This is a genomic window from Sphingomonas panacis (assembly GCF_001717955.1).
GTDB lineage: Bacteria > Pseudomonadota > Alphaproteobacteria > Sphingomonadales > Sphingomonadaceae > Sphingomonas > Sphingomonas panacis.
This window is the reverse complement of record NZ_CP014168.1, coordinates 3,742,565-3,766,178: the sequence shown is the minus strand read 5'-3', so window position 1 is coordinate 3,766,178 and position 23,614 is coordinate 3,742,565. Positions and strand designations below refer to the sequence as shown.

General features: G+C 66.9%; 25 protein-coding genes and 1 tRNA gene. 11 read left to right on the top strand and 15 right to left on the bottom strand.

What is annotated here, in order from left to right:
• Positions 1–194: 194 nt before the first annotated feature.
• Positions 195–752 carry a CHAP domain-containing protein gene (locus J0A91_RS17100; protein WP_069205903.1) on the bottom strand — a complete coding sequence of 186 codons (558 nt, stop codon included), beginning with the start codon at positions 750–752 and terminating at the stop codon, positions 195–197.
• A 98-nt stretch (positions 753–850) separates the two neighbouring features.
• Complete coding sequence (locus tag J0A91_RS17095; RefSeq protein ID WP_240502054.1) at positions 851–1,690, bottom strand: methyltransferase domain-containing protein; 840 nt, start codon at positions 1,688–1,690, stop codon at positions 851–853.
• A 42-nt stretch (positions 1,691–1,732) separates the two neighbouring features.
• Here J0A91_RS17095 and J0A91_RS17090 point away from each other — a divergent pair, with 42 nt between their 5' ends.
• The 5 genes from J0A91_RS17090 (at position 1,733) to J0A91_RS17070 (ending at position 4,134) form a co-directional block, all read left to right on the top strand.
• Positions 1,733–2,458, top strand: coding sequence for a ComF family protein (locus J0A91_RS17090; protein ID WP_069205902.1), 726 nt, complete (start codon positions 1,733–1,735; stop codon positions 2,456–2,458).
• Positions 2,459–2,493: 35 nt separating this feature from the next.
• On the top strand, positions 2,494–2,751 hold the full coding sequence (gene grxC / locus J0A91_RS17085; protein ID WP_069205901.1) for a glutaredoxin 3: 258 nt from the start codon (positions 2,494–2,496) through the stop codon (positions 2,749–2,751).
• Positions 2,748–3,569, top strand: coding sequence for a carbon-nitrogen hydrolase family protein (locus J0A91_RS17080; RefSeq protein WP_069205900.1), 822 nt, complete (start codon positions 2,748–2,750; stop codon positions 3,567–3,569). The genes grxC and J0A91_RS17080 overlap by 4 nt, the downstream gene beginning before the upstream one ends.
• The gene (locus J0A91_RS17075) at positions 3,566–4,012 is read left to right on the top strand and encodes a DUF1178 family protein (RefSeq protein ID WP_069205899.1); all 447 of its coding nucleotides are present in this window, start codon (positions 3,566–3,568) and stop codon (positions 4,010–4,012) included. Before J0A91_RS17080 ends, J0A91_RS17075 begins: the two co-directional genes overlap by 4 nt.
• Positions 4,013–4,057: 45 nt before the next feature.
• A tRNA-Arg gene (locus tag J0A91_RS17070) sits at positions 4,058–4,134 on the top strand.
• Positions 4,135–4,185: 51 nt separating this feature from the next.
• On the opposite strand, the gene J0A91_RS17065 is transcribed toward J0A91_RS17070, so the two are convergent.
• From J0A91_RS17065 to J0A91_RS17055, 3 genes are all read right to left on the bottom strand, one after another.
• A complete protein-coding gene (locus J0A91_RS17065) occupies positions 4,186–4,821 on the bottom strand; it encodes a hypothetical protein (protein ID WP_069205898.1) in 636 nt (211 codons plus the stop codon).
• A gap of 124 nt (positions 4,822–4,945) precedes the next feature.
• Positions 4,946–5,227 carry an SWIB/MDM2 domain-containing protein gene (locus tag J0A91_RS17060; RefSeq protein ID WP_069205897.1) on the bottom strand — a complete coding sequence of 94 codons (282 nt, stop codon included), beginning with the start codon at positions 5,225–5,227 and terminating at the stop codon, positions 4,946–4,948.
• 212 nt (positions 5,228–5,439) lie between these two features.
• On the bottom strand, positions 5,440–7,917 hold the full coding sequence (locus tag J0A91_RS17055; RefSeq protein ID WP_069205896.1) for a TonB-dependent receptor: 2,478 nt from the start codon (positions 7,915–7,917) through the stop codon (positions 5,440–5,442).
• A gap of 226 nt (positions 7,918–8,143) precedes the next feature.
• On the opposite strand from J0A91_RS17055, the gene folE reads away from it, so the two are divergent.
• From folE to J0A91_RS17040, 3 genes are all read left to right on the top strand, one after another.
• Positions 8,144–8,770 (top strand): GTP cyclohydrolase I FolE, encoded by a 627-nt coding sequence (gene folE, locus J0A91_RS17050; protein WP_069205895.1) that lies wholly within the window; start codon positions 8,144–8,146, stop codon positions 8,768–8,770.
• A gap of 5 nt (positions 8,771–8,775) precedes the next feature.
• Positions 8,776–9,540 carry an SDR family oxidoreductase gene (locus J0A91_RS17045; RefSeq protein ID WP_069205894.1) on the top strand — a complete coding sequence of 255 codons (765 nt, stop codon included), beginning with the start codon at positions 8,776–8,778 and terminating at the stop codon, positions 9,538–9,540.
• Between the two features lie 61 nt (positions 9,541–9,601).
• Positions 9,602–9,916, top strand: a complete 315-nt coding sequence (locus J0A91_RS17040; RefSeq protein WP_069207433.1) for a dihydroneopterin aldolase — start codon at positions 9,602–9,604, stop codon at positions 9,914–9,916.
• 34 nt (positions 9,917–9,950) lie between these two features.
• Here the strand turns inward: J0A91_RS17040 and leuA are convergent, their stop codons facing one another.
• The 7 genes from leuA to miaA all read right to left on the bottom strand — a co-directional run bounded on the left by leuA (position 9,951) and on the right by miaA (position 17,781).
• The gene (gene leuA / locus J0A91_RS17035) at positions 9,951–11,612 is read right to left on the bottom strand and encodes a 2-isopropylmalate synthase (RefSeq protein ID WP_069205893.1); all 1,662 of its coding nucleotides are present in this window, start codon (positions 11,610–11,612) and stop codon (positions 9,951–9,953) included.
• A 205-nt stretch (positions 11,613–11,817) separates the two neighbouring features.
• Positions 11,818–12,438, bottom strand: coding sequence for a TMEM175 family protein (locus J0A91_RS17030; protein WP_069205892.1), 621 nt, complete (start codon positions 12,436–12,438; stop codon positions 11,818–11,820).
• Positions 12,435–13,061, bottom strand: a complete 627-nt coding sequence (locus J0A91_RS17025) for a YceI family protein (protein ID WP_069205891.1) — start codon at positions 13,059–13,061, stop codon at positions 12,435–12,437. The genes J0A91_RS17030 and J0A91_RS17025 overlap by 4 nt, the downstream gene beginning before the upstream one ends.
• 190 nt (positions 13,062–13,251) lie before the next feature.
• Positions 13,252–14,271, bottom strand: a complete 1,020-nt coding sequence (gene ilvC / locus J0A91_RS17020; RefSeq protein WP_069205890.1) for a ketol-acid reductoisomerase — start codon at positions 14,269–14,271, stop codon at positions 13,252–13,254.
• A 133-nt stretch (positions 14,272–14,404) separates the two neighbouring features.
• On the bottom strand, positions 14,405–14,920 hold the full coding sequence (gene ilvN, locus J0A91_RS17015) for an acetolactate synthase small subunit (protein WP_069205889.1): 516 nt from the start codon (positions 14,918–14,920) through the stop codon (positions 14,405–14,407).
• Positions 14,921–15,021: 101 nt separating this feature from the next.
• Complete coding sequence (ilvB, locus tag J0A91_RS17010) at positions 15,022–16,779, bottom strand: biosynthetic-type acetolactate synthase large subunit (RefSeq protein WP_069205888.1); 1,758 nt, start codon at positions 16,777–16,779, stop codon at positions 15,022–15,024.
• A gap of 81 nt (positions 16,780–16,860) precedes the next feature.
• A complete protein-coding gene (gene miaA, locus J0A91_RS17005) occupies positions 16,861–17,781 on the bottom strand; it encodes a tRNA (adenosine(37)-N6)-dimethylallyltransferase MiaA (protein WP_069205887.1) in 921 nt (306 codons plus the stop codon).
• 105 nt (positions 17,782–17,886) lie between these two features.
• On the opposite strand from miaA, the gene serB reads away from it, so the two are divergent.
• On the top strand, positions 17,887–18,768 hold the full coding sequence (gene serB / locus J0A91_RS17000) for a phosphoserine phosphatase SerB (protein ID WP_069205886.1): 882 nt from the start codon (positions 17,887–17,889) through the stop codon (positions 18,766–18,768).
• Positions 18,769–18,815: 47 nt separating this feature from the next.
• The gene (locus tag J0A91_RS16995; protein ID WP_069205885.1) at positions 18,816–20,087 is read left to right on the top strand and encodes an MFS transporter; all 1,272 of its coding nucleotides are present in this window, start codon (positions 18,816–18,818) and stop codon (positions 20,085–20,087) included.
• A 1-nt stretch (position 20,088) separates the two neighbouring features.
• On the opposite strand, the gene J0A91_RS16990 is transcribed toward J0A91_RS16995, so the two are convergent.
• The 3 genes from J0A91_RS16990 to J0A91_RS16980 all read right to left on the bottom strand — a co-directional run bounded on the left by J0A91_RS16990 (position 20,089) and on the right by J0A91_RS16980 (position 22,904).
• Positions 20,089–20,487 carry a cupredoxin domain-containing protein gene (locus tag J0A91_RS16990; protein WP_069205884.1) on the bottom strand — a complete coding sequence of 133 codons (399 nt, stop codon included), beginning with the start codon at positions 20,485–20,487 and terminating at the stop codon, positions 20,089–20,091.
• 678 nt (positions 20,488–21,165) lie between these two features.
• Positions 21,166–21,702, bottom strand: a complete 537-nt coding sequence (gene rsmD, locus J0A91_RS16985; RefSeq protein ID WP_069205883.1) for a 16S rRNA (guanine(966)-N(2))-methyltransferase RsmD — start codon at positions 21,700–21,702, stop codon at positions 21,166–21,168.
• Positions 21,702–22,904: a pseudouridine synthase gene (locus J0A91_RS16980; protein ID WP_069207432.1), complete on the bottom strand. Its 1,203-nt coding sequence runs from the start codon at positions 22,902–22,904 to the stop codon at positions 21,702–21,704. Before J0A91_RS16980 ends, rsmD begins: the two co-directional genes overlap by 1 nt.
• Before the next feature lie 251 nt (positions 22,905–23,155).
• Between J0A91_RS16980 and J0A91_RS16975 the strand changes: the two genes are divergently transcribed.
• On the top strand, positions 23,156–23,584 hold the full coding sequence (locus tag J0A91_RS16975) for a response regulator (protein ID WP_069205882.1): 429 nt from the start codon (positions 23,156–23,158) through the stop codon (positions 23,582–23,584).
• The last annotated feature ends 30 nt before the right edge of the window (positions 23,585–23,614 follow it).

Genomic DNA, 23,614 nt, shown 5'->3' with positions numbered 1-23,614 from the left:
CTGCCGGCGAGCGCTGGCGTCGCCGGCACGACTTGGGCCGTCACGGGAACTCCGGCCTTCGCGTGAAACCAAAGCGCGGTGGGTGCGTGCGGGCGTTTTCGCACTGGTTTGCTCGCGCGGTGCTGGCGTTGATGTTGCAGCGATCTGGCAGGATCAGCGCCGCGTCAGGCAGTGCGCCTCCGTCGGTGCTCCGGTTATTTATACGAGTCGATCAGCGCGCCGACATAATCGGGGTCGCGGCCGGTCAGTTCGGGCGCGGGATGCGGCGGCGGGGCGCCGTCGACCGGCGTCGAATAGATGAAGCCCGAGATCGGATAGGTCGTGCCGCCAAGCCCGACCATGTCGCGATACCAGACTCGCACCTCGCTCCAGTCGTTGCCGGGCGAAACATCGGTCAGCGTCACATCCTGCTCGGCATGCCCGCGTTCGCCGTTCTGGCGCGACCAATTGGCGTGAGTCACCATCACGACGCGCGGATCGACGATGCGGCTGATGACCGCGACGTGGCCGTAGGGCAGCCGCGATGTCCGCGAGAAGACGACGACCGAGCCGACGCGGGGAAGCTCGCCGCGGCGATAATGGCCGGCCGCCTTGTCCCACCAGGTCCAGGCGTCGCCATAGATCTGGATGCCGGACGCGGCCCGCGCGAACGGAACGCACTCCCCGACATAGTTGAGGAGCGATCCCGCATGAAGCGGACCAGCCGCATAAAGCGCGGCGGAAAGAGCCAAGAGGCGAAATACAACTCGCATACAGGCACCGTTTAAAGGGCGCCCCCCGAACCCGGGGTAATCGAGAATGGTTTAAGACTTCGTTACCATGATCGTAAACACCGCGACGGGCCGTGATCTCAGGCTTGCGGCAGCTTCAGCGCAGCCGCGAGCGAAGACGTCGCGCTGCCGCGGCGCGCCGGTTTCGGCTGGTCGGGCGAGGGTGCCCAGCCGGTCATGAAGATGATTTCGAATTTCTCCGGCACCCGCCCGTCCGGGTCGGCAAGATCGGCGAACGCCTGATAGGCGCGCGCGAGCGTGTCGCGCCGCAACGGGCGGCGGCCGTTGAGCGCGTTGGTGGCGGCCATGCCGCGCAGATCGCGCAGCAGCCCGCCGAGATCGCCATAGCGGACGTTGAGCGTCTCGCCGTCGGCGACGGGCAGAGCGAAGCCCGCACGCATCAGCAGGTCGCCGGCCGAGCGCACGTCGATCTGCGGGTGGAGCCGCGCCGCCGGCCGGTCGCCCTCCGCGACTCGCAATGCGGCGCGCAGGCTCGCCAGCGAACCCGCACCGACGAAGGCGGCGAGGAACAGCCCGTCGGGGCGAAGCGCCCGCCGCGCCTGGATCAGCGCGCCGGGCAGATCGCTGACGCTGTCGAGCACACCCGCCGAGACGATCAGGTCGAAGCTTGCTTCGGCGAAGGGCAAATGGTCTTCCTCCGCGACGATCCCGCCCGCGCTGGCGGCGAAGCGCGGCCCCGCGTCGCTCCGCACGATCCGCGCGCCCGGCGGACCGGCAAAGCCGCCGTCGAAACAGCCGAGATCGAGTACGTCGGTGAAATCGCGCTTCACGCTGTCGAGCCGCTCCTGAAGCCCATCGAGCATCGTCGCGCGCAGAAAATCATATTGCGCGAAATCGGGAGCCGCGCGGTCGCGGTAGCGGCGCCGGGCGGCGCGATCGAAGATGTCGGGAACGCTCACGCGCCGGCTTGTGCCGTGTCGCCGCGCCAGCGACAAGGGGGTGTGTCGCCGCTCGCCGCGCCCTTGCAGTTCGTCGCCGGTCTCGCGCTGCCGCCGCGCTGCCCGGGCTGCGGCGCGGTGACGGGCGAAGACCATCGTTTCTGCGCGACGTGCTGGGGCGCGCTGCGTTTCCTCGCCCCGCCGTGGTGCGCGACCTGTCAGGTGCCGTTCGAGCATGAGTACGGCATTTCGGAACAATGCGCCGATTGCCTCGCGGCGCCGCCCCGCCACGCCGGCGTGTTCGCGGCGGTCGCCTATGGCGATATCGCCCGCACGGTCGCGCTGCGGCTCAAATACGGCGGGCGGATCGCCTTCGCCGAGACGGTCGGGCGGCAGATGGCGCGGCTGATGCCGGCGGGCGCGGACCTGATCGTGCCGGTGCCGCTTCACCGCTGGCGGCTGTGGTCGCGCGGGTTCAATCAGGCGGCGCTGATCGCCACATCGCTCGCCCGCGCCAGTGGCGTACCCACCGATCCGCTCGCGCTGAGACGAACGCGCGCGACGCCGATGCTGCGCGGGCTTGGCGTCACCGCGCGGGCGCGGGCGGTGAAGGGCGCGTTCGCGGTGTCGCGGCCTGAACGGGTGGCGGGCAAGGCCGTCGCGCTGGTCGACGATATCTACACCAGCGGCGCCACCACCGACGCCTGCACCGCTGCACTGCTGGCGGCGGGAGCCACCTCGGTCGCGATCTTGTGCTGGGCGCGTGTGCTTGATTCGGACGGCACGTGATTGACAAGCGCCGGGCGACTGCACACGTTTGGGTGATGGCAAAGACACAAATCTACACCAAAGCCTTCTGCCCCTATTGCACGCGCGCACTCCGGTTGCTCGCGTCGAAGGGCGTCGAGGTCGAGGAATTCGACATCACGATGGGCGGCCCCAAGCGCGCCGAAATGCTCGATCGCGCCAACGGCCGCACGACCGTGCCGCAAATCTTCATCGGCGATACGCACGTCGGCGGGTCTGACGATCTCGCCGCGCTCGAGCGTACCGGCAAACTGGACGAACTGCTCGCGGCATGAAGATCGCGCTGCTCCAGATGACCAGCGGGATCGATCCGCAGGCGAACGCGCGTACCATCGTCGATGCGGTGGCTGAGGCGGCGGCGGGCGGCGCGGCGATGCTGTTCACGCCGGAGATGTCGGGACTGATCGATCAGAACCGCGGGCGCGCCAAGCCGCATCTGCGCGCCGAGAGTGATGATCCCGTGCTCGCCGCCACACGCGCAGCGGCGAAGGAACACAAGCTCTGGGTGCATCTTGGCTCGCTCGCGGTTCACGGTGAGGACGGGCGGCTCGCCAATCGCGCTTTCGTGATCGACGATCAGGGCGAAATCCGCGCGCGCTACGACAAATTGCATCTGTTCGACGTCGATTTGCCGAGCGGCGAAAGCTGGCGCGAATCCGCCTCCTATGCGCCGGGCAAGGGCGCGGTGGTGGTCGATACGCCGGCCGGTCATCTCGGTCTGGCGATCTGCTACGATCTGCGTTTCGCCGATCTCTTCCGCGCGCTCAGCAACGCGGGCGCGACCGTGCTGGCGATTCCGGCGGCGTTCACTCGCCCCACCGGCGCGGCGCACTGGCATATCCTGCAACGCGCCCGCGCGATCGAATCGGCCGCCTATGTGGTGTCCGCCGCGCAGACCGGAACGCACGAGGACGGCCGTGCCACCTACGGCCATTCGCTCGTGATCGACCCGTGGGGGACGGTCCTGCTCGACATGGGCGAGGAGGCCGGCCTCGGTTTCGCCGAGATCGATCCCGCGCGCATCACCGACGTGCGCGCGCGCGTGCCCGTCATCACGCACCGCCGTGCGATACCCGACGTCACGTCGGCATGATCGTCTTCGATCTGCGCTGCCCGCAGTCGCACGTGTTCGAAGCCTGGTTCGGGTCGAGCGCCGCCTATGAGGACCAGCGCACGCGCGGCCTGCTCTCATGCCCGGTGTGTGGCGATGCCGAAATCGTCAAGGCGGTGATGGCGCCCAACGTCTCGCCCAAAGGCAACAGCCGCGCCGTTGCCAAGAGCGACGAGCCGCCGACGCCAGCCGCGATCAAGGCGGCGATGAAGGCGCTCGCCCAGGCTCAGGCCAAGGCGCTGGAGAAATCCGAATGGGTCGGCGCGGCGTTCCCGGAGCGCGCCCGCGCGATGCATGCCGGCGATGTGCCTGCGGCACCGATCCACGGCCAGACCTCGCTCGCCGAGGCCAAGTCGCTGATCGAGGAGGGCGTGCCCGTCGCGCCTTTGCCCTTGCCGATCGTCCCGCCCGATGCCGTCAACTGACACCGCTTGAGCGTGGGCTCTCCTGTCGGTACAGGGTGAGCGATTGGTTCCGTAGCTCAGCAGGATAGAGCGCCACATTCCTAATGTGGGCGTCGGGGGTTCGAGTCCCTCCGGGACCACCATTTCTCCAACATCGCGCGGATCGGGCGCCGGACCACCGGCGCCCAACCGTCTTATTGCTGCTGCGACGTGGTGACGCTGGTCGTGGTCTTCTCGACCGTGCGCGCTCTCGGCGTGGTCGATTTGCGCACGACGCGGCGATGCACGGCCGGCGTGGCGACGGCCTGCTTGGTCGTCTCGGTGGTGATCGTCGTGGTCGGCGTCGGGGTGGGCGCGGCGACGACAACTGGAGGTGCAGCGCGGGCGGCTGCGGCATCGGCGGCGGCTGCCGCAGCCTGCTGTTGCGCTGCGTCGGCGCGCTCGTTTGCCGCCTGAGCCTGCTGCTGGGCCTGCGCCGCCGTGGCCTGAGCGTCGGCCTGTTGTGCGCTTGCCTGTGCGTTGCGCGCCTGCTGCGCCGCGCCGAGCGCGGTGTCGGCGAGTTCCGACGCGTGGAGTGCGTCGGCGATGGCTTCGTCCTTCTTGCCGCGCGCGAGTTCTTCCTCGGCGGTGCGAAGCGCGGCCTGCGCTTCGGCCTGAAGGCGCGGCGCATCACCGGCGACGCCGACCTTGTTGGCGGCATCGATCTTGCCACGCGCTTCGGCGATGGCGGCGCGGGCGCGATCGGCCTTGCCCTGCGCGAGCGCTGGCGAGCCGGCGAACATCAGCGCGGTGGCGCCGATCGTTGTGGCGATGAGATTGGAGCGTTTCATGACGGCCTCTCGATTGTGAAATCTTAAGGCGCGAAACGAACGTCGCTGGATCATAGTTCCGAAATGGTCGGAATCAGCCAAAGTCGCGGGGCGCCGACGTATCCGCCGGCGCCCGCAAGACCGTTCAGGCCTTCATGTGGCCCGCGAGGTGCTTGTTCATTTCGAACATCGTCACCTTGTCTTTGCCGAAAATTTTCTTCAGCTTCTCGTCGGCGACGATTTCGCGCTTGTTTTCAGGGTTTTGAAGGTTGTTCGCCTTGATGTAATCCCAAACCTTCTTGATGACTTCGCTGCGCGGCAGACGATCGTTGCCGACGATCGCGGCGAGATCTTCCGAGGGCTGGATCGGCGCGTGGATGCCGCCGGTCTTGGGCGCGGCTGCGGCGGCGGTCGGGGTTTTTGCCATTGTGAGTCCTTCCTGCTGTGTGTCGTTCGGGCCGACATCGGTGTTACGCTGCGGGCAGCGCGGCGACGTGTGTGCGCCGCCTTTCCTCCGATGTCACCTTGCCCGAGCGGCAAAAAGCCCGTTCGTTTCGGAAGCGGGCCGGGCGCGCTCGATACTGGCGCTTCCACGCAGATGCAAATGCTGATCGTAAGCGCGGCATTAACGGTTCCGGCTCAGAATGCCTTGCGGATCGTTGCGCCGTAGGTGCGCGGCTGCTGGATATAGCCGCTGTAGCTGCCGTCCTGCGCGGTTGTCGGGAAGGTGCTGACGATCGCTCGGTCGTCGGTCAGGTTGCGTGCCCACAGCATCACCTCCAGCTTGGCGGCCGCGACCGTCAGCCCCATGCTGGCGTTGAGGATGTGATAGCCCCAGGTCGCGACATCGGGCGGCGAGCTTTCGGTCTGGTAGGTCGGGCTCATGTAATCATATTCGGCGCGCAGATAGCCGCCGATGCCGGGCGCGAGATCGCGCGACAGCGTCGCCGATCCCGAAGCGCTCCACTCGGCGATGCCGGCGGGGCGCTGGCCGGTCAGGTCGCGGAAGGGCGGCGTCAGCCCGGTGTTCGGATCGATCGGGCAGCGCACCGGATCATAGCTGACGCACGCCGCACCCGTGAAGGAATCGTACTTCGCGTCGAGATACGTCATCGATCCCGCCAGCGACAGCATCCTGACGGGCGCGTAAGCGGCATCGACCTCGAATCCCCTGACCGATTCTTGGCCCGCGTTGACGAGCGCATAGCCGAACCCCTTGAAGATGTTGGATTGGAAGCCCTTGATGGTCTGCTTGAACACCGCGAGGTTGAGATAGCCGCCGCGAAACGCACCCTTCACCCCCGCTTCGTACAGCGTGACGTTCTCCGGCGCGGCGGTGCGGCCGACGCCGGTCTGGTCGGGCGGGCGGCTGTCCGACGAGAGGTTGATCGCGCCCGCCTTCCAGCCGGTCGCATAGGTGACATAGGTGCTGACCGGCCCGAAATCATAGGCGATGCGGGCGGAGTAGGTCACCTTGTCGCCGCTGAGCACACCACTTTCGCGGCCGTTGGGGAAGTTGACCGGCGCGTGGCCGGGTGCGTTGGCGTAGAAGAACTGCAGCGCGGTGAGCGGGCTGAACAGGTTGGTCGGGATCGTCGCGCCGGCGGGGGCGGCGGGGTTGAGGATCGCCAGCGGCAGCAGCCCGAGTTCGCGCACGTTGGCGAGATCGAGCGCCGAGAACGGGTCTTGCAGCGACACGAACGAGCGCGCCGCCTTGCGATCGTTCATGTACGAAACGCCGCCGCCGATCTTGAGCCGCTCGGTCAGTTTGAAATCCGCGTCGGCAAACAGCGAGAAGGCGCGCTGGGCGAGCGTATAGCGGTCGGAGATGCCCTGACCGGGCTGGAAATAGGTGCGGCCCGGCACGATGGCCGGATTGACGAGCGATTGCAGCGTTTCGAGCTGCCCGATCGCGCCGCCCGAAAGGCCATCGGCGAAGGGGCGGGCGTCGCGGCCGAAGCGAACGTCGCGGCCGGTCTCGACATGCTCGTCCTGATAGAAGCCGCCGATCAGCCAGGTCAGCCGACCCGTGCCGGTCGAGGCGAGGCGGAGTTCCTGCGTGAAGGTCTTGATGTGGTTGGCGGCGGCATTGGTGACGATGTCGGCGCCGGTGAAATCGACATCCTGCTTCGATTGGTTGATCTGGTCGCGGTATGCGGTGATCGATGTGAGCCTGGCGAAACCCAGGGTGTAATCGGCCTGTGCGGATACGCCCTTGCCGATCAGCCGGTTGGTCGGATCGGTGTTGCTGACCGAGGTGCGTGCGAAGACATCCGCGGCATCGCCGACCGGCTTGCCGAGGCCCAGGGGCGGCGGGGCGGCGATGAGCTGCGTGGCCGGGCCATTGCGCACCGACGCGACGCCGCAGCACAGTTCGGCGATGCGGTTGTAATCGCCGATCACCCGCAGCGAAAAATCCGCGGTCGGCTGCCACAGCACGTCGCCGCGTACCGAGACGCGGTGGCGGTTGTTGATGTCCTGCCCCGTCGTGAGGCTATGGATGTAGCCGTCGCGCTCGTCGACCGCGCCTGATAGCCGAACCGCCACCGTGCGCCCCAGCGGTGCGTTGACGCTCGCCTTGCCCTGCATCAGGCCGTAATTGCCGACGCTCAGTTCGGCCTTGCCGCCCCATTCGAACTCGGGCCGCTTGGTGACGATGTTGATCGCACCCGCCGACACGTTCTTGCCGAACAGCGTCGATTGTGGCCCGCGCAGCACCTCGATCCGCTCTACCTCCGGCAGGTCGTCGATCGCCGCCGAGGTGCGCGTGCGGTACACGCCGTCGACGAACACGCCGACCGAGCTTTCGATCCCGTCATTGCCGTTACCATTGCCGAAGCCGCGAATCAGGAAGTTGGTCTGCCCGACCGCGTTGAACTGCTGTACTTTCAGCGACGGGACCACCGACTGCAGATCGATCAGATCGACGATGTGCGCCCGCGCGATCGTCTCGGCGGACGTCACGGAGACCGACAGCGGCACCTGCCGCAGCGTCTCGTCGCGCTTGGTGGCGGTGACGACGATATCGTCCCCGCTCTGGGGGATGTCGTCCGCCGCCCAAGCCGGCGCCGCAGCCGTCAACGCCATTGCGGAGGCCGCAAGCAGCTCATATCTCATCGTGAATGACGACCCTTTTTGCGCGCCCGCCCGTCCGGCTGGTCACTGTTCTTGTTTCCCATAGTCGGGGTAGCGCGCCAGCGATTTACGCGTCAATGGACCAGAAGAGGACCGCCACGAAAGTCCGATATCGTTGAATATGAGGTACTATTTCGTTCGCAATGGTTGAAATGGTCGACTTGCCGGCGGGGGGCGGAACTATGTCGGGACTTATGAAGGATTTAGGATGAGTGAGCGGGCCGAGATAGCGATTTCGGGCGATCGATTTGAACTTGATGGCAAAATCGCGGTTCCCGACGACGTCGCCGACGCGGTGCGGACGTTGATCCGCTGGGCGGGTGACGATCCCGCGCGCGAAGGTCTGATCGACACGCCCAGACGCGTCGCGCGCGCCTGGAAGGAATATTGCGCCGGCTATGCCGATGATCCCGCGCATCACCTTTCGCGCGTGTTCGAGGAGGTCGGCGGTTATGACGAGATCGTCTTGCTCAAGGACATTCCGTTCCAGTCGCACTGCGAGCATCACATGGCGCCGATCATCGGCAAGGCGCACATCGCCTATCTGCCCGGCAATTACGTGGTCGGCATCTCCAAGCTCGCGCGGGTGCTCCACGCGTTCGCGCGCCGCCTGCAAGTCCAGGAACGGCTCACCGCCGAGGTCGCCGATTGCATCTGGAAGAATCTCAAACCGCTCGGCGTCGCGGTGGTGATCGAGGCGAACCACGCCTGTATGTCCGCGCGCGGCGTGCGCACCCCCGGCGTGACGATGACCACCAGCCGGATGATGGGCGTGTTCCGCGACGACGAGCGCAGCCGCGAGGAAGTCCTGTCGCTGATCGGCTTCAAGGCCTGATCGCGATGCTCCGAACCGTGCTGGTGACCGGCGCCGCGCGGCGGATCGGCGCGGCGATCGCCCGTCGGCTCGCGGCCGGCGGGCACCGCATCGTGCTCCACCATTTCCATTCGACCGACGACGCCCAGGCGCTCGCCGCGGAACTTCGCGAGGGCGGGGCCGAGGTATCGCTTCTCCACGGCGACATTTCCGATGATCCGAACCGCCTGTTCGCCGAGGCGCGCGCGGCGGCGGGCGGCGTGATCGACGAGCTGGTCAATTGCGCCTCGCTGTTCGATTTCGACCGCCCCCCGCATGAGAATGCCGATCTGTTCGCGACGATGATGCGCACCAACCTCGCCGGGCCGGTCGCGCTGGCGACGGCGCTGGCGCGGCAGGACGGGTTGGAGGACGGCGCGGTGGTCAACGTGCTCGACCAGAAGGTCGCCAACCTCAACCCCGATTTCTTCTCCTACTCGCTCAGCAAGACCGCGCTCGAAAGCGCGACCGTGATGCTCGCGCAGGCGCTCAGCCCCCGCGTTCGCGTCAATGCGGTGTCGCCGGGGCTGACGATGACCAGCCACGATCAGTCGCCGCAAGAATTTCACGCGGTGATGCGCGACAATCTGCTGCGCCGCCCGGTTGCGGTCGAGGATATCGCCGGCACGGTGGCGTGGCTGCTGGAGTGCCCGAGCATCACCGGGCAGAACGTGTTCGTCGATTGCGGCCAGCGCTTCATCACCCGCGACAGCGACGTGATGTTCGCGACGCGGGAGCGCGCACTTGACTGATTTCGGGGATATCGGCGGGGGCAGGGCGACCTACACCGTGCTGCTGGAGGCGCTTGAGGTGATGATCGGCCTCGGCATCCACCCGGTCGAGCGCGCGGGGCCGCAGCGTGTGCTGGTCAGCGTCTGGTTGCACTGCGACTATGGCGAGGCGGCGCCCGAGGATCGCATCGAGGCGGTGGTCGATTACGATTTCCTGCGCGAGCGCATCCTCGCGCTGGCCGCGTCGCGCCATTTCGAATTGCAGGAAACGCTCTGCGACGAGATCGCCGCGCTCGCGCTGGTGGATTCGCGCGTCGCCGCCGTGCGCGTGCGGACGATGAAGACCGACATCTACCCGGACGCGCGTATCGGGTGCGAGGTTACGCGGCGGCGCTAACCGTCGCCCCGGCCTGCGCCGGGGCGACGCCAGCTCAGGCCCGGTTCGCCGCGCTCAGCACTGCGCGGACCGACGCCGTGGCGATATCCTCGTCGATACCGACGCCCCACACCGTCCGCCCGTCACCCGTGCGGCATTCGACATAAGCGGCAGCGCGCACGTTAGCGCCCTTGCCGATCGCGTGCTCGACATAATCCGCGACTTCGAGATCGACCGCGAACTCGTCGCGGATCGCCGCGACGACGCTCGAAATCAGGCCGTTGCCGCGCCCGCTTACCGAATGATGCTCGCCCGCCACTTCGATATCGCCGGCGAAGATGCGGTCGCCGTCAGGCGCGCGCGTTTCGTCGTATGCGCCGAGCACGAAGCGGTCGTCCGGCTTCGCCAGATAGCTCTTCTCGAACTGCCCCCAGATATCGGCGGCGTTGAGTTCGCGGCTGGTCTCGTCGGCGAGCGCCTGGACGTGGCGGCTGAAATCGGCCTGGAGCCGCTTCGGCAGCTTCAGCCCCTTGTCCTGTTCGATCACCCAGGCGACGCCGCCCTTGCCTGACTGCGAATTGACGCGGATCACCGCCTCGTAGCTGCGGCCGAGATCGGCGGGGTCGATCGGCAGATAGGGGACTTCCCACAGTTCGTCGTTGCGCGCTTCCTGCGATGCGAAGCCCTTCTTGATCGCGTCCTGATGGCTGCCCGAAAAGGCGGTGAACACCAGATCACCCGCATAAGGCGTGCGCGGATGCACCGGCAGTTGCGTGCAATAGGTGACGGTATTCACCACCTCGTCGATGTCCGACAGGTCCAGCCCCGGCGACAGCCCTTGGGTGTACATGTTGAGCGCGACCGTCACGAGATCGCAATTGCCGGTGCGCTCGCCGTTGCCGAGCAGACAGCCTTCGACGCGGTCGGCGCCGGCCATCAGCCCCAGTTCGGCCGCAGCGACGCCGGTGCCGCGATCATTGTGCGTGTGCAGGCTGATCGCGATCGAATCGCGGTTGCGGATATGCTTGCCGAACCATTCGATCTGGTCGGCATAGACGTTGGGCGTCGCGCACTCGACCGTGGCGGGCAGGTTGAGGATCAGCTTGTGCTCGGGCGTTGGGCGCAGCACGTCCATCACCGCCTCGCAGACCTCGACCGAGAAATCGAGTTCGGCGGTCGAGAAGGTCTCGGGGCTGTATTCGAAATGCCAGTCGGTGTCGGGCTGCGCGGCGGCGCAATCGCGCAGGATCTTGGCGCCGTCGATCGCGATCTGCTTGATCTCCTCGCGGCTCAGCCCGAACACGATCTTGCGCCACGCCGGGCTGACCGCATTGTAGAGGTGGACGATCGCCTTGGGCGCACCGCGCAGGCTCTCGAAGCTGGTCTGGATCAGGTCGCGGCGTGATTGGGTCAGCACCTGCACCGTCACGTCGTCGGGGATTCGCCCGGTCTTGACCAACCCGGAGATGAAATCGAACTCGGTCGCGCCCGCGCTCGGGAAGCCGACCTCGATCTCCTTGAGGCCGACCTTGACGAGCAGATCGAACATCCGCGTCTTCTTCTCGGCGTCCATCGGGTCGATGAGCGCCTGGTTGCCGTCGCGCAGATCGGTCGAGAGCCAGCGCGGCGCCTTGGTGATGGTGCGCGAAGGCCATTCGCGGTTGGGCAGGTCGATCTGCGGAAAAGGTCGGTATTTGGTCGAAGGATCGCGCAGCATGCTGTTTCTCGCTGGCTGAAGGGACGGGATGGCTTTGGCCCTCAGGCGCGCTGTGCGTAGGGCGAAGCCCGCGCACGGTGACGGTCGCGCCTAAGGGCGCGTAAGTCGAAGCAGCAGGGCGATCCCGATCGTCATCGTCTGGCCCGATAGCGTGGGGGCGGGGACGCTGTCCAGCCTCATCATGCGAAATTCGCGCGCGCGGTCGTCAGACGCGCGGCGCGAACAGCGCGTCGATCCGGCTCTGTGGCAGAAACCACAGCACCGCGACCAGCGCGGCGCAGCCGATGCCGAGCCACGGCGATATGAAGGTGAGCGGCACGCCCAGCGCGTAGATCAGCGCCGCGACCCAGCCCTTGCGCGTGCTCGCGGCATAGAAGCGCTCGGCGGCGGGGCCGCGCTGGCCGGTGCGGCGCACGGTCGCCTGCACCCACGCATAGGCGATCGACGGCAGCAGCATCGTCGCGAGGTACAGCAAGGTCGCTTCGCGGTTGAAATGATGCTCGCCCAGGTACGAGGTCGAGAACGGCACCAGCGACAGTGCGAACAGCAGCAGGATGTTCGACCACAGCAGACCGTTTGTCACATGCGTGGCGTGGCCGAACAGCCGGTGATGGTTGACCCAATAGATCGCGACATAGGCGTAGCTCAGCACATAGGCGAGAAACACCGGCCACAAGGTCCAGAGCTTCGCCATTCCTTCCGAAACCGGTGGATGAAGCTCCAGCACCATGATCGTCACGATGATGGCGATGACGCCGTCCGAAAAGGCTTCGACGCGGCCGACGCCGGGCCGGCCCTCGGTCTCTTCGGACGGCGTATCGGTCATTGCAGTTCGAACGCCGCGTTGATGACGAGCACGGTCTGGTCGGACACCAGCGGCACATACTTGGTAACGCCGAACTCGGAGCGGTTGATCGACATGCGGCCGAGGAAACCGACCGAGGGCTTCTTGCTCATCGGGTTGGTCGCCGCGCCGAAGAAGCGCGCCTCGATCACGGCGGGCTTGGTGACGCCGTGAAGCGTCAGATCACCCTCGACCCGGGCGCTGTCGGGGCCGATCGCGGTCACCTTGGTCGAGCGGAAGGTTGCGGTCGGGTATTTCGCCGCGTCGAACCAGTCGGCGCTCTTCAGTTCCTCGACGAGCTGGCCACTGGTGGTCTGCACGCTGGCGATCGGGATGGTGACGTTGAGCGTGGTCGCGTCGAGCTTGGCGGGATCGAGCTTGAGCGAGCCGCTCGCGCCCGAGAACCAGCCGGCGAACGGCGAGATGCCCATGTGGCTGATGCTGAACGCGACCTGCGTATGGTTGGACTCGACCGCATAGGTGCCGGCCTTCACCTCGGCGGGTGCGCCCGCGCCGTGGAGCATGTCGGGGCGGTGCATCTGCGCCGCGAGCGGCACGGCCACCGCGCTGGCGGCGAGCGAAAGGGCAAGGACGAAACGGCGCATCACAAGTGTCTCCTGTTGAGGCCGCGACCCTGATCTTCCGCGCTTCGCCCGTCAAAGCCCAACTCGGCAACGAATCGTTTCACGAATGTGCTGCCACTCCCGTTCGTCCCGAGCGAAGTCGAGGGACAAGCCCCACGCGCGCTGCGCGGGGTGTCTCGATTTCGCTCGACACGAACGGGCGGCGGTTCGCTTAGTTCTTCGCCTTGTCGACCAGCGCGTTGGCGCCGATCCACGGCATCATCGCGCGCAGCTTGGCGCCGGTTTCCTCGATCGGGTGGCGCTGGGCGAGGCCGCGTGCCGCCTTCAACTCAGGCTGGCCGGCGCGGTTGTCGAGCACGAAGTCCTTCACGAAGCGGCCCGACTGGATATCGGCGAGCACGCGCTTCATTTCCTTCTTGGTCTCTTCGGTGATGATGCGCGGGCCGGTCTTGATGTCACCGTACTCGGCGGTGTTCGAGATCGAGTAGCGCATGTTGGCGATGCCGCCTTCATACATCAGGTCGACGATCAGCTTGAGTTCGTGGAGGCACTCGAAATACGCCATTTCCGGGGCATAGCCGGCCTCGACCAGAGTCTCGAACCCGGCCTGCACCAGCGCGGTGGTGCCGCCGCACAGCACGGCCTGCTCGCCGAACAGATCGGTCTCGCATTCCTCGCGGAAGTTGGTCTCGATGATGCCCGACCTACCGCCGCCGACGCCGCTCGCATAGGCGAGGCCGATGTCGTGCGCGTTGCCGCTCTTGTCCTGGTGGATCGCGATCAGGCAGGGCACGCCGCCGCCGCGCACATATTCGCTGCGAACGGTGTGGCCCGGGCCCTTGGGCGCGATCATGATGACGTCGAGGTCTTCGCGCGGCTCGATCAGGCCGAAGTGGATGTTGAGGCCGTGCGCGAACGCGATCGTCGCGCCCTGCTTGAGATTGGCATGGAGATCCTGCGCATAGATCGCGGCCTGATGTTCGTCGGGCGCGAGGATCATCGTGATGTCGGCCCATGCCGCGGCTTCGACGGTCGGCATCACCTTGAAGCCGGCGTCGGTCGCCTTCTTGGCGCTCGGCGAACCCTCGCGCAGCGCGATGGCAACCTCTTTCACGCCCGAATCGCGCAGGTTCTGCGCATGGGCATGGCCCTGCGAGCCATAGCCGACGATGGCGATCTTCTTGTCGGAAATCAGGTTCAGATCGGCGTCGCGATCGTAATAGACACGCATTGGTATTCCCCTTGCTTCAAGATCGTCATGCCAGCGCACGCTGGCATCTCTTGCGGCAAGGGCGGCGCGCCCCAACCGGGAGATCCCAGCTTACGCTGGGATGACGACGGTGGTTGTCGTTCAATAGGTAAAGTCAGGCGGCTTCCTTGCCGCGCGAGATCGCGACGATGCCGGTACGGGCGACCTCGATCAGCCCGACCTCGCTCATCAGCGACACGAACTTGTCGATTTTGTCGATGCCCCCCGTCACCTCGAACACGAAGCTGGAGATGGTCGCATCGACGACCCGCGCGCGGTACACTTCGGCGAGGCGCAGCGCTTCGATGCGGTGGTCGCCGGTGCCGCGCACCTTGACCAGCGCCAGCTCGCGCTCGACGTGGTCGCCCTCCGCCGTCAGGTCGCGAACCTTGTGGACGGGCACCAGCCGGTCGAGCTGCGCGACGATCTGTTCGAGCACCGGGGGGCTCGCCGAGGTGACGATGGTGATGCGGCTGACCGCCTTGTCCTCGGTGATCTCCGAGACGGTGAGGCTCTCGATATTGTAGCCGCGCGCGGTGAACAGCCCCGCGATCCGCGCGAGGATGCCGGGTTCGTTATCGACGATGACGGCGAGCGTGTGCCGTTCTGCGGTTTGTTGCTGAATGTGCATTTGGCGTCATCCCAGCGAAAGCTGGGATCTCCCTGTTACGAAGCGTGCGCGTGCCGCACGAGACCCCAGCTTTCGCTGGGGTGACGAAGCGCAAAGCGCCATCACACCAGCGCCTTCGCGCGGTCGTCCATCTCGCCCGACACTTCGCTCGAATAAAGCAGCATGTCGGTATGCGCGGCACCACTCGGGATCATCGGGAAGCAGTTGGTGAGCTGCGCGACGCGGCAATCGACGATCACCGGGCCGTCATACGCCAGCATGTCGGCGATGCCGTCGTCGAGCTGGTCCGGTCCTTCGATGAGGATGCCCTTCCACCCGTAAGCCTCGCCCAGCCGCACGAAATCGGGCAGCGCGTCCGAATAGCTTTCCGAATAGCGGCTCGAATAGGTCAGTTCCTGCCACTGGCGGACCATCCCCATATATTGGTTGTTGAGGATGAAGATCTTGACCGGCAGCCGGTATTGCGTGGCGGTGCCAAGCTCCTGGATGTTCATCTGGATCGAGGCTTCGCCGGCGATGTCGATGACGAGCGCGCCCGGATTGCCGAGCTGCGCGCCGATCGCGGCGGGAAGGCCATAGCCCATCGTGCCGAGGCCGCCGCTCGTCAGCCACTTGTTCGGCCCCTCGAAATCGAAGTGCTGCGCCGCCCACATCTGATGCTGGCCGACCTCGGTGGTGATGATCGGGTTGCGATGATGCGTCGCCGCCCACAGCGAGCGGATCGCCTGCTGCGGCATGATCTCCTTGGTCGAGGCCGGGAAGCCGAGGCTCTTGACCGCGCGCCACGTTTCGATGCGCTGCCACCAGTCGGCCAGATCGGGCTTGGGATGCCGCCGCGCCTTATAGACGCGCACCAGATCCTCCAGCGCGCGACCGGCATCGGCGACGATCGCGAGATCGACGCGGACGTTCTTGTTGATCGACGAGCGATCGATATCGATGTGAACCTTGCGGCTCTTGGGACTGAACGCGTCGAGCCGCCCGGTCACGCGGTCATCGAAGCGTGCGCCGATGCACAGGATCAGGTCGGCCTGGTTCATCGCGTGATTGGCTTCGTAGGTGCCGTGCATCCCGAGCATGCCGAGCCACTGCGGCGAGGAGGCGGGCAGCGCGCCCAGCCCCATCAACGTCGAGGTGACCGGCGCGCCGGTGATCCTGGCGAGTTCGCGCAGCAACTGGCTCGCGCCCGGCCCGGCGTTGATGATGCCGCCTCCCGTGTACAGGATCGGCCGCTCCGCCGCGGCCAGCATGTCGACCGCCTGCTCGATCAGCGTCGGGTCGGCCTTGACCTGCGGGCGATAGGTCTTGTGGACCGTCGCGCTGGTGGTGGCGGGTGCCTTGACGTAGCGCGCGGTGGCGACCTGAACGTCCTTGGGGATATCGACCACGACCGGACCGGGACGGCCCGAGGTGGCGATGTGGAACGCCTCCTTGATGGTTTCCGCCAGCTTGGCCGGGTCTTTCACGAGGTAATTGTGCTTCGAGCAATGCCGCGTGATGCCGACCGTGTCGGCCTCCTGGAAGGCATCGGTGCCGATCAGCGCGGTCGGAACCTGTCCGGTCAGCACGACCATCGGGATCGAATCCATCAGCGCATCGGTGATGCCGGTGACGGCGTTGGTCGCGCCCGGCCCAGAGGTGACGAGCACGACCCCGCACTTGCCGGTCGAACGGGCATAGCCCTCCGCCGCATGCGTCGCCGCCTGTTCGTGGCGGACCAGGATGTGCTTGATCCGGCCGGAGCGGAACATGGCATCGTAAATCGGCAACACCGCTCCGCCCGGGTAGCCGAACACGATCTCCACACCGAGATCGCACAGCGTCTCGATCAGGATATCGGCTCCACTTTTCTCGGCCACGGCAGGTCTCCTTTGCGGCGTTCCGCATAGCATCGTCGGAGTGGCGCTGCTAATCGCATGAAACATACGCGTCAACCGCTATCATTGTAATAAAGTTGCTAATTGTGCGACCTGCACGGATATTTCTGTCTCATCGGTACGAATCCAGCGTTCGGGTGGCTGATTTCGGAACCAGGTGTATTGCCGCTTGGCGTATTGCCGGGTCGCGGTGGCGCCCGCCGTGGCGGCGGTGGCGGCGTCGATGTCGCCGCCGAGCATCGCCGCGATCTCCGGCACACCGATCGCACGGCGCACCGGCGCATCGGCAGGCACGTCGTCGCGGGCGAGCAACGCGGCGACCTCGTCCGCCCCGTCGCGCACCATCGCTGTGAAGCGCGTGTCGATGCGCGCGTTGAGCCATGCCCGATCGGGCAGCAGGATCAGCGCGGCAAGATTGATACGGTCGCCGATGCCGCCGTGCTTGTCTGCGCGCCAGTCGCCGATCGAGCGCCCGGTCGATCGCACCACCTCGAGCGCGCGGGCGACGCGGGTGGTGTCGGCGGGGTTGAGCGCGACCGCCATCGCGGGATCGAGCGCGGCAAGCTGCGCATGCGCTTCCGCCACGGGCAGCGCACGCACCTCGGCGCGGATCATTGGATCGATTTCGGGAACCGGCGCGATCCCGTCGAGCAATGTGCGCAGATACAGGCCAGTACCGCCGACGAGGATCGGCAGCGTGTTCGCCGCATGCGCCGCATCGATTTCCGCGCGCGCCTCGGCTGCCCAGCGCGCGGCGGAATAGCTGGAATCGGCACCATCGACATGGCCGAACAGCCGGTGCGGCGCGCGTGCTTCCTCCTCGAGTGAGGGGCGTGCCGAGACGACGCGCAGGTCGCGATAGACCTGCGCCGAATCGGCGTTGATGACCACGCCGTCGCGCGCTTCCGCCAGCGCCAGCGCCAGCGCAGACTTGCCGCTTGCCGTCGGCCCTGTAATGAGCGCCACCTTCGGGAGTTCGGTCATGCGACCATCTCTCCCCGTTCGCCCTGAGCCTGTCGAAGGGCGTGTCGCGGAACACGTGCTTCGACAAGCTCAGCACGAACGGGGGAGGGAAGTGAAGGGTAACGAATGTTCATCGCGACGTTGATAGCACCGGGCCGCCTCACCGCAGGCGATATTTCCGAAGCCCGCGACCGGCTCGACGCCGCCGGCTGTTCGAGCGTGGCGGGAGGCTGGATCGATGATGGCGACGCCGCCGATCTCGCCTTCACGCTCTCGCCCGATGCCGCGCGGCAGGCGCTCGAAGGCGCGTTCGCCGGGGTCGATGTGGTGGTTCAACCCGCCGAAGGCCGCCGCAAGCACCTGCTCGTTGCCGATATGGATTCGACGATGATCACGGTCGAATGCATCGACGAACTCGCCGATTACGCGGGCATCAAAGCCCAGATCAGCGCCGTCACCGAGGCGGCGATGCGCGGCGAGCTCGATTTCGAATCGGCGCTCGATGCGCGCGTCGCCTTGCTCAAGGGGCTCGACGAGGGCGTGATCCAACGTTGCCTCGACGAACGCGTCGCGATCATGCCCGGTGCCGAGGCGCTGGTGAAGACGATGCGCGGCTGGGGCGCGACCGCGATCCTCGTCTCGGGCGGGTTCACCCGCTTTGCCGAGCCGGTCGCCGCCAAGATCGGCTTCCATCGCGCGATCGCCAACCGGCTCGAAATCGCCGAGCGCGTGCTGAGTGGCACCGTCACCAAGCCGATCGTCGGCGCGCAGACCAAGCTCGACACGCTGCGCGCCGCCACCGCCGAATTCGGCCTGCCCGACGCCGCGACGCTCGCGGTGGGGGACGGCGCCAACGACCTGGCCATGATCGGCGCGGCCGGGCTTGGCGTCGCCTATCACGCCAAGCCGATCGTCGCGGCGGCGGCGGCGGCGCGGATCGACCACGGCGATCTCACCGCCTTGCTCTACGCACAGGGCATCCCGCGCGCGGCGTGGGCGACCGTCTGACTCCGCACCCGTCTTGACCGCTCGCCGCGTGCGGGCGATCAGGCGGGATGCCTCGCCATACGATGACCGCGCACACGCGCGTATTGCTCGCCAGCCTGACCGGCACCACGGTCGAGTTCTACGACTTCTACATCTATGCGACCGCCGCCTCGCTGGTGTTCGGGCCATTGTTCTTCCCGACCGCCGACAAGGCGGTGCAATTGCTGTCGTCCTACGCCGTGTTCGGCGTGGCCTTCATCGCGCGGCCGGTCGGCGCGGCGCTGTTCGGCCATTTCGGCGATCGCATCGGGCGCAAGTCCACGCTCGTCGCCAGCCTGATGCTGATGGGCGGATCGACCGTGCTGATCGCCTTCCTGCCGACCTACGCACAGGTCGGCTGGGTCGCGCCGGCGATCCTGTGCGTGCTGCGCTTCGGGCAGGGGCTTGGCCTCGGGGGCGAATGGGGCGGAGCGTCGCTGCTCGCGGTCGAGAATGCGCCCAAGGGCTGGGAGATGCGCTACGGCATGTTCCCGCCGCTCGGCGCGCCGGTCGGGTTCGTTGCTGCGAACGGCTTCTTTCTGATCCTCGGCAGCGTGATGAGCGATGCGGATTTCCTTGCCTGGGGCTGGCGGCTGCCGTTCCTGACCAGCGCGGTACTGGTGCTGCTCGGGCTGTGGGTGCGGCTCAAGCTCACCGAAACGCCGGCGTTCCTGGAGGCGGAGGCGAAACACGCGATCCCGCCGGTGCCGTTCGCCGAACTGCTGCGCGATCACCTCAAGCCGGTGCTCGCGGCGACCTTCTGCGTGGTCGCCTGCTATGCCTTGTTCTATCTCTCGACCGCTTTCGCGCTCGGCTATGGGACGAGCGTGCAGGGGCATGGCCGGCAGGCGTATCTCGCGATCGAGATGGCGGCGGTGCTGTTCCTCGCGCTCGGCGTGATTGTCGCGACCGTGCTGGCGGACTGGTACGGCGTGCGGCGGGTGATGGCGTTCGGCTTCCTCGGCTGCATCGTCGCCGGGTTGACGATCGCGCCGGGGCTGGGCGCGGCGTCGCTGTTCGGGGTGTGGGTGTGGCTGGCGGCGGCGTTGTTCGTGATGGGCTTTACCTACGGGCCGCTCGGCGGCTTCATTCCCGAACTGTTCCCGGCTGGTGTGCGCTATACTGCGGTGAGCCTCGCGTTCAGCATGGGCGGGATCATCGGCGGCGCGTTAACGCCGATGGGCGCGTCCGCGCTCGCCAAGAGCGACGGACTATGGGCGGTGGGCATGCTGCTGGTCGCGGCCGGCGCGCTCAGCCTCGGCGGGCTGGCGATGGCGCGGCGCGCGACCAGCGCGCGCTGACTCACCGTATCACGAACACGCCTTTGTAATCGTCGCTCGCATCGGCGAGCGTCGTGCTGCTGAACTGATAGGTGCCGCCGCGCCGCGTGACCGGGGCGAGGAATCGCACCGTTACGCGCTCTCCCGAAGCCAGCACGATCTGCCCGTCACGCGTCTCGCCACGATCCTCCGGGCGCACGCGAGCGGCGGCGAAGAACGCCTTCTGCGTGAGGTTGTGCCCCTTGTCGGAGCGGTTGGTGACCCGCAGCACATAGGGCGCGCCCTGCCGCAGCGCGATCCGGCGCGGCACGAAACCGTGATCGGTCATGGTGATCGATATCGGCTGCGCCTTCGCCCAATTGGGCGCCTGCGCGGCGGCGGGAGTGGCCAGCACGGCCAGCGAGAGGATCAAGGCTTTCATCGGGGAATCTCCGGTTGAATGTCGGATATGCCAATGAGGGAGCGCGCACTTCGTTCCGCTGGCGTTTCAGGATCGCTGAAGGGCGGCGGGTGATGAAAGCGGGCGCGCGGAACCGGGGTTCCCGCCCCGGCTAAGGTACCGACTTCGAAGTCCGTCCGTCTTGCCGCTTATTCTCCACGTTTCAAGCGGTCGACTCGGCGTTCGATACGCCACGGGCCTTTGTCCCGGATCATCCGTCGCCCGCACCCCTTGCAGCGGGAGAAATCGACATTTCCCACGCTGCGCACGCGCCTGCTGTCGCGCCTATGGTCGCCAGCAAGACATTTCATCAAAAGAAAGAAATTCAAGGCCCCCACCTTCGTTGAACTCGATTCCGGGGGCTCGCTAATCACTTCGTTACGCCTGCGCAATAGTTATATCTCAGATGCAAATGCGGCGTTTTTGTTACGCTGGACGACGACCTTCGGGGCGGCCTCCGGGATACATGGCGCGGCCTGGCCGCAGTCGATCAGCCGACCGTAAACGCCGCCTGTCAGGATCGACGGGGTACGTCTTCTACCGCGAAAAGCGGACACCAGCCGACGGCCCACATCCAATGATGACGAGCGCAGTCGACGCGCGTTGGTTCGGTGCGGGGTGGCGCTATTCGCCTGTTGGCCCGTGCCGGGCAGGCGACTTCTACCCCCGCCGCAGCAGCGTGATCCGCCCCTTGCCGAACACGCGGCTCGTATCCTCGACGAAGCCCGCGACTTCCAGCGGCTCACGCTTGGCGGTCTCGACACTCACCCATGTCGCCTCGTTGACCCAGCCGAGCCGCGCCAGCTTGTCGAGCGCGACCGCGCCCGCGCCGCTGTCATAGGGCGGGTCCATCAGGATCACGTCGAGCGGCTTGGGCGCGACGCCGAGCGCCAGCACCGATTGCGCGCGCACATCGGCTTTCGCGCCGAGCTTGGCGATGTTGATGCGCAGCGCGTCGAGCGCTGGCTTGTCCTGTTCGACGAACAGGCACGAGGCGGCGCCGCGCGACAGCGCTTCCAGCCCGAGCGCGCCCGAGCCGGCGAACAGATCGGCGACCGCAAGCCCCTCGAAACTGCCGAGGCGACTGGTCAGCATCGAGAACAACGCCTCGCGGACCCGGTCTGCGGTGGGGCGGGTAGCTTCGCCCTTGGGCGCGATGAGCGCGCGACCGCGCCATTCTCCAGCGATGATGCGCATTACTTACGGGTCCGTGTCGGGCGGGGTTTGGACGGGCGCGCCGGGCCGCGTGGCGGCGTCGGGCGGTCGGTGGGAGCGCCTTCGCGTTTGGGGCGCGGGTCGGTCGCGGTGCGGCGCGCGCGCGAGGTGCCTTCGCCGCGTGCCGGGGCAGGGGCGCCGGCCTTGGGCTTGGCATCGTAGAAGCGCTTCGGCTTGATCGGGGCGGGGCTCGCGGTGCGCTCCTCGGCGGGGCGGCTGTCGCGTGGCGACCAGGTCGACTCGCGTGCCGGACTGGTTGTGGCGTCGCGTCGCGTGGTTGGCTTCGCGGCGTCGCGTGGCTGGCTCGCGGGGGTCGCCGGCCGTGCGCCCGGCTTACGGACCGGGCGCGCGTCGGCGAAGGCGGCGCGGTCGGCTCTGGCGGCGGTTTCGCGGGTGATGCGCGGTGCGGCGGGGCTGCGACTCTTTGGCGCCGCAGACGCGGCGTGCCCCTCGCCTCGGGCACGCGGCGCGGGCTTCACGGCATCGTACACCGGCTCCGCCGAGCGCGATCGCGCCGGTTGCGGCAGGTCGAGCCGGGTCGGGTTCTTGCGGAACGAGGCGACATCGTGCCCACGCACTTCGCCAACCGCGCCGGGGGCGAGATCGCCCAGCACGAACGGGCCGTAGCGCGTGCGGATCAGCCGCGAGACCTTCAGCCCGAGATAATCGAGCACGCGCCGCACCTCGCGGTTCTTGCCTTCGGTCAGGATCATCTCGATCCACACGTTCGCACCGGTGCGCCGCTCCAGATTGGCGTCGATCGAGCCGTAGCGCACGCCTTCGATCTCGACGCCGTGGATCAACTCCTCAAGCTGTTGCTGGGTAATCGGACCGTAGGCACGCGCGCGATAGGCGCGCTGCACCCCGGTCGCGGGCAGTTCTAGCTGGCGCTTCAACTCGCCGTCGGTGGTGAGCAGAAGCAGCCCTTCGGTGGCGAGATCGAGCCGCCCGACCGGCATTACGCGCGGCAGCGTGTTGGGCAGCCGATCATAGATCGTCGGCCGGCCGGCGGGATCATGCTCGGTGACGAGCAGCCCTGGTGGCTTGTGATACAGGAACAGCCGCGCCGGCGCGGGCGCCTCTACGGCCACGCCATCGACGGTCACCCCGTCGAGTGTGGTGAGAATCGTCGCGGGCGTGTCGATGACGGTGCCGTTGATGGCGACTCGGCCGTCGGCGATCATGCGTTCGATCTCGCGGCGCGAGGCGATGCCCGCGCGGGCGAGCAGCTTGGCGATGCGCTGGTCGGAGCGCGGTTGCGAGTCCGAGGGCGTTTTGGAAGTAGGGCGTTGCACCGCGATCCTATAGCGAATTTCGCTGTGTGCGCGCGCAAAATTTCTTGCGACCGATTCGGACGCGGCGCGTTAAGAGACGCATCCGTAACGAGGACGCGTCAACCGCGTCGATGCGGTCAGGGAAGGTGGGACAACCGGACATGCTGTTCGGACGGAAAAAGCGGCGGATCAGTCGGTTGCTCATTGTCGAGGACGAGCCGCTCGTCGCCTTCGATACCGAGCATTTCCTGCGTGAGGCCGAATTCGAGATCGTTGCGACGGTCGATCGCGTCGCCGACGCGCTCGCTGTGTTGCGGCGCCCGCAAGATGTCGATCTGGTGCTGGTCGATGTGCGGTTGTCGGACGGCAGCGGCATCGATGTCGCGCGCGTCGCGCATCAGGCTGGTGTGCCGGCGATGTTCGTGACCGGCGAATGCCCGATGGGCGGGCAGGCGGTGGCGGTGGGCTGTCTCGCCAAACCCTATGCGCAGCGCGATCTGCTCGGCGCGATCAGCGCGATCGAGATGCTGATCGAGGGCAATAGGCCAAAGCGCCTGCCGGCCGGGTTCACGTTGTTCGGGGCGGATTGAAGTCGACTTCACCGCGTGGCGTGTATTCGT

What these genes read in the sequence shown, in the direction of transcription:
- miaA (WP_069205887.1), bottom strand. Translation starts at nt 17,781, where the DNA reads ATGACCGAACTCCCGAAGGTGGCGCTCATTACAGGGCCGACGGCAAGC.
- J0A91_RS17055 (WP_069205896.1), bottom strand. Translation starts at nt 7,917, where the DNA reads ATGAGATATGAGCTGCTTGCGGCCTCCGCAATGGCGTTGACGGCTGCG.
- J0A91_RS16995 (WP_069205885.1), top strand. Translation starts at nt 18,816, where the DNA reads ATGCCTCGCCATACGATGACCGCGCACACGCGCGTATTGCTCGCCAGC.
- J0A91_RS17045 (WP_069205894.1), top strand. Translation starts at nt 8,776, where the DNA reads ATGCTCCGAACCGTGCTGGTGACCGGCGCCGCGCGGCGGATCGGCGCG.
- J0A91_RS16990 (WP_069205884.1), bottom strand. Translation starts at nt 20,487, where the DNA reads ATGAAAGCCTTGATCCTCTCGCTGGCCGTGCTGGCCACTCCCGCCGCC.
- J0A91_RS17040 (WP_069207433.1), top strand. Translation starts at nt 9,602, where the DNA reads ATGATCGGCCTCGGCATCCACCCGGTCGAGCGCGCGGGGCCGCAGCGT.
- J0A91_RS17060 (WP_069205897.1), bottom strand. Translation starts at nt 5,227, where the DNA reads ATGGCAAAAACCCCGACCGCCGCCGCAGCCGCGCCCAAGACCGGCGGC.
- folE (WP_069205895.1), top strand. Translation starts at nt 8,144, where the DNA reads ATGAGTGAGCGGGCCGAGATAGCGATTTCGGGCGATCGATTTGAACTT.
- J0A91_RS17030 (WP_069205892.1), bottom strand. Translation starts at nt 12,438, where the DNA reads ATGACCGATACGCCGTCCGAAGAGACCGAGGGCCGGCCCGGCGTCGGC.
- J0A91_RS17080 (WP_069205900.1), top strand. Translation starts at nt 2,748, where the DNA reads ATGAAGATCGCGCTGCTCCAGATGACCAGCGGGATCGATCCGCAGGCG.
- J0A91_RS16975 (WP_069205882.1), top strand. Translation starts at nt 23,156, where the DNA reads ATGCTGTTCGGACGGAAAAAGCGGCGGATCAGTCGGTTGCTCATTGTC.
- ilvC (WP_069205890.1), bottom strand. Translation starts at nt 14,271, where the DNA reads ATGCGTGTCTATTACGATCGCGACGCCGATCTGAACCTGATTTCCGAC.
- rsmD (WP_069205883.1), bottom strand. Translation starts at nt 21,702, where the DNA reads ATGCGCATCATCGCTGGAGAATGGCGCGGTCGCGCGCTCATCGCGCCC.
- J0A91_RS16980 (WP_069207432.1), bottom strand. Translation starts at nt 22,904, where the DNA reads ATGATCGCCGACGGCCGAGTCGCCATCAACGGCACCGTCATCGACACG.
- grxC (WP_069205901.1), top strand. Translation starts at nt 2,494, where the DNA reads ATGGCAAAGACACAAATCTACACCAAAGCCTTCTGCCCCTATTGCACG.
- J0A91_RS17100 (WP_069205903.1), bottom strand. Translation starts at nt 752, where the DNA reads ATGCGAGTTGTATTTCGCCTCTTGGCTCTTTCCGCCGCGCTTTATGCG.
- serB (WP_069205886.1), top strand. Translation starts at nt 17,887, where the DNA reads ATGTTCATCGCGACGTTGATAGCACCGGGCCGCCTCACCGCAGGCGAT.
- J0A91_RS17025 (WP_069205891.1), bottom strand. Translation starts at nt 13,061, where the DNA reads ATGCGCCGTTTCGTCCTTGCCCTTTCGCTCGCCGCCAGCGCGGTGGCC.
- leuA (WP_069205893.1), bottom strand. Translation starts at nt 11,612, where the DNA reads ATGCTGCGCGATCCTTCGACCAAATACCGACCTTTTCCGCAGATCGAC.
- ilvN (WP_069205889.1), bottom strand. Translation starts at nt 14,920, where the DNA reads ATGCACATTCAGCAACAAACCGCAGAACGGCACACGCTCGCCGTCATC.
- J0A91_RS17075 (WP_069205899.1), top strand. Translation starts at nt 3,566, where the DNA reads ATGATCGTCTTCGATCTGCGCTGCCCGCAGTCGCACGTGTTCGAAGCC.
- J0A91_RS17065 (WP_069205898.1), bottom strand. Translation starts at nt 4,821, where the DNA reads ATGAAACGCTCCAATCTCATCGCCACAACGATCGGCGCCACCGCGCTG.